General features: G+C 38.6%; 2 protein-coding genes. Both read left to right on the top strand.

What is annotated here, in order from left to right; translation table 11 throughout:
* Positions 1 to 205 precede the first annotated feature (205 nt).
* The gene (locus tag O9290_RS23085; RefSeq protein WP_288055846.1) at positions 206 to 2,767 is read left to right on the top strand and encodes a HEAT repeat domain-containing protein; all 2,562 of its coding nucleotides are present in this window, start codon (positions 206 to 208) and stop codon (positions 2,765 to 2,767) included.
* A gap of 189 nt (positions 2,768 to 2,956) precedes the next feature.
* Positions 2,957 to 3,304 (top strand): threonine/serine exporter family protein, encoded by a 348-nt coding sequence (locus O9290_RS23080; RefSeq protein WP_288055844.1) that lies wholly within the window; start codon positions 2,957 to 2,959, stop codon positions 3,302 to 3,304.
* The last annotated feature ends 135 nt before the right edge of the window (positions 3,305 to 3,439 follow it).

Below are 3,439 nucleotides of genomic sequence, written 5' to 3'. Positions count from 1 at the left end.
ATGGAAATTTTTTCTTTCTTCCAGACATCGATAATTTTTTGGCGAAAATCTACGGAATAGGGTCTCATAGGAAGCTGGTAAGTTCTATTATTTGTCTATTTGCTTTCCATTGTACCTCATAGCTCCAAGAATTGCTATATATAGCTTTCTTCAATTATAATGAAGGAGCAGATATACTTAATCCAAGAGTGGCAGGAAAAACTCTATGAAAAGAACCACTAGAATGGCAATTGGCTTTGTGCTGAAGCTGTTTCTGTTTAGCTGTGGTTTGCCATTGCTAATGACAAGTCCTGCTGGGGCGCAACAAGGATGTGCGGAAGGCGAGATTAGAGTGAATATAGGGAAATTCAATGATAGTAAAGAGTCAGTAAGAAACGCTGCATTCGAGGCTGTAGTCAAATGCGATTCAAAAGCCATCAAGGTTCTTAATATCATTATCAAAGATCAAGCTCATCATCCTTATATTCGTAGCCGTGCTACCTATGCTCTAGGTAAGGTGGGATTAGGTTCTACAGAAGCAATTAAAGCTCTCATTGCTGTTATTCAGAAATATAAATATAATGATCCTGTTGTTCTCAGCAATGCTATATATGCACTGGGAGAGATTGGGGCGGGATCAACTGAAGCCATCAACTCCCTAACTACTTTTGCTAAGGATAAGACGATTGAACCAGCAACTCGCGGTAATGCTATCTCTGTTATAGAAAAAATAGGATCGGGATCAGCTAATGCCACTAAAAATCTAATTACTATTCTGGAAGATAAAAAACAAGTTAATGATATTCGTAGCCGTGCTGCCTATGCTTTAGGTCAAATTGGGTTAGGATCGGAAGAAGCTTTAGATGCCCTCAATAAGATTATCAAAGACAATGACACCGATCTGAGTATTCGCAACAGTGCGATATCTGCTCTGAGTAAGATTGGCTTAGGAACGCAAAAAACCACTAATTATCTAGTTAAAATTATCGATGACCAAGATATCGATTACTCGATTCGTTACAATGCTGCTATTGCAGTCGGTAACAGCGAGTCAGAAGAATTTTGGGTTCAAGAAAAATCACAAAGAGTCGTCATTACTTTAAAATCTGCTATTAAAGACAAGAAGTCTGATAGTTGGATTATCAGTGATGCTGCTGATTCTCTGGTTGAGATTGGAGCAAAGCTTGAGAAAAATAAAAAAGCCCTACCCTCAGACAGGTTAAAAGACTATGTTATCGTATTTCAAGATACTTCAAAGTATTTAGAGAATGAATATCCCTACATTAGCTGGAAAACTCAACAAGATATTAAAAGTACTGCTGAACTTCTTCAGCAACAAGAACTCCGGCTAGAAATACCGTATAAGTTTTGGTTAAACTTAGTTATGTATGGCTTGCCAATTCACATTATGTTTTGGATTCTCTTAATCTTTATTTATCCCAAATTTCGTCAAATTCAAGCGTTCTTTTTCTGGAATCCAAAAGTCAGGAAAATTATAGGGCTGTGGTATGTCGATTTCCTCTTGACATGGATTCCCTATCTACGCTCTAAATTATTTGCTCCTTTCCAAGAATCGTTACTTTCAGATGCCCATTTAGGTACCTTTAATCCCCAAACATACTTTTCAGATTCCGATGTAAAACTTCAAGCGACAACAAAAACTCAATCGCTGCAAGAAGCCATTCCTGAAATCCGAGGGCAAATTATCCTCGAAGGCGAATCTGGACTCGGCAAATCTATGTTTTTGCGCCATTTAGTCCAAAAAGCTCAACGCATTGCGGTTTACTTGCCTGCCAAAAAATGCGATGCAGGTGTATTGAGGGCAATTCAGGCAAAACTACACGGCTATGTTAAAGAAGATTCTAATTTCCTCAAAAATCTCATTTATAGCGGTGCAATTGATATCTGTATTGATGGATTAAATGAAGTCACGCCAGATACTAGAGCCAAGATTACTGGCTTTGTGGAAAGTTACTTCAAGGGCAATATTATTATGGCGACTCAGCCGTTAGAATGGACTCCCCCTTCTACAGCTAAAACTTACACGTTGCAACCTTTAAAAGACGAACAAATTGAGCAATTTTTAATCTCCCGTACTCCTATTTTACCAGAAGATGCCAAGGTTAAAGGTTCGGATTACGAACAAGCGTGTAAAAATTATCTCGCTACTGTACTCAATTCAGCAGTTCCTGAAGAACAAATTGCGACTCGCCGTATGCTTTCTAACCCAATGGAGCTAACCATTGTGGCTCTCATGTTATCGCAGGAAGAAATTCCCAACTTGTTGAACTTGCAACAACAGCAATTTGATATTATGGAAGCCGATTATAAGCGACTTTATCCAGCGAAAACCTTTCCCCTCAGAACATTTGCTGAAACCGTCTATCAAATGCGACTGAATGACAAAGCAGAAATTCCGCCTGAAGAGTGGCAAGAAGAATTACAGTGCATGGAACGCCATAAAATGGTTGTCAGTCGCCTGGTTACATCTCTTGAAGGCAAATCTAAAACAGAATGGTATTTTCGCCACGAAAAAATTCAAGACTTTTTTATCGTACAGACATTCCTTGGTGAAACGGAAGATAATCGATTAAGGGAAAACATCAAAGATCCAAGATTTCGTGGCGTTTATTTTCTCCTAGCCAGACTGATGCCAGACCGAGAAGGTGAAGCCTTGCGAGAAACCTTAATTCAATACGCTGCCGACACAAAAGATCATACCGTCAGCGATAAGTTTATTCAGATTTTCCGTTCCCGAAAATCCTTCTGGCTGAGAAATTTCTCCTAGTTTATCCTAAAACTGGAACCCAACAGATAATCCAAAATCCAAAATTCAATTTGTATTCTGCTATACATTCTTCCCCATGATGTGGAGAGAACCACCTCTTTTAGATGTGGCTGCGGTAAGATCTTATAGGTGTAGTTTTTTAACAAATCTAATTTCTGATTGGCCGATTAAAAAAGGAGAAAAACCAAAGTGGAGTGCGATCCTTTCACCTCAAAATCCTATTTATCCCCTAAATCTCCGTCTTTTCCTGATTATTTTCACCTGATGTTTTTAACTGGCCGCATCTTATTGCAGCACAGTACCACCACCGAACGAGTGCATCAAACCATTCAACAATTAGCGGAAAAATTCGGGGTAGAAGTCCGGGTATATTGTGAATATGAAGCCATTAAACTAACTGTAAAGAGTGAAAATGAATATTCCTCACACTTTAGTCGTCCCATCACCAGCATTGCCGTTAATATGGCTTTAATTACTCAGGTTTTTTTATCGATCGAAAAGTTTCAGCAAAATCGTTTAACCTTGACTGAGTTATAGCAATTCTTGGAGCTATGAGGTACAATGGAAAGCAAATAGACAAATAATAGAACTTACCAGCTTCCTATGAGACCCTATTCCGTAGATTTTCGCCAAAAAATTATCGATGTCTGGAAGAAAGAAAAAATTTCCATT

Origin of the sequence: Microcystis sp. LE19-41.2A, from assembly GCF_027530405.1 — a bacterium.
GTDB lineage: Bacteria > Cyanobacteriota > Cyanobacteriia > Cyanobacteriales > Microcystaceae > Microcystis > Microcystis aeruginosa.
Note: the sequence above shows the minus strand (reverse complement) of the source record. Positions and strands in the feature narration are given on the sequence as shown.

Excerpts from the sequence above, each read along its gene's own strand:
- O9290_RS23085 (WP_288055846.1), top strand. The coding sequence starts at position 206 with ATGAAAAGAACCACTAGAATGGCAATTGGCTTTGTGCTGAAGCTGTTT.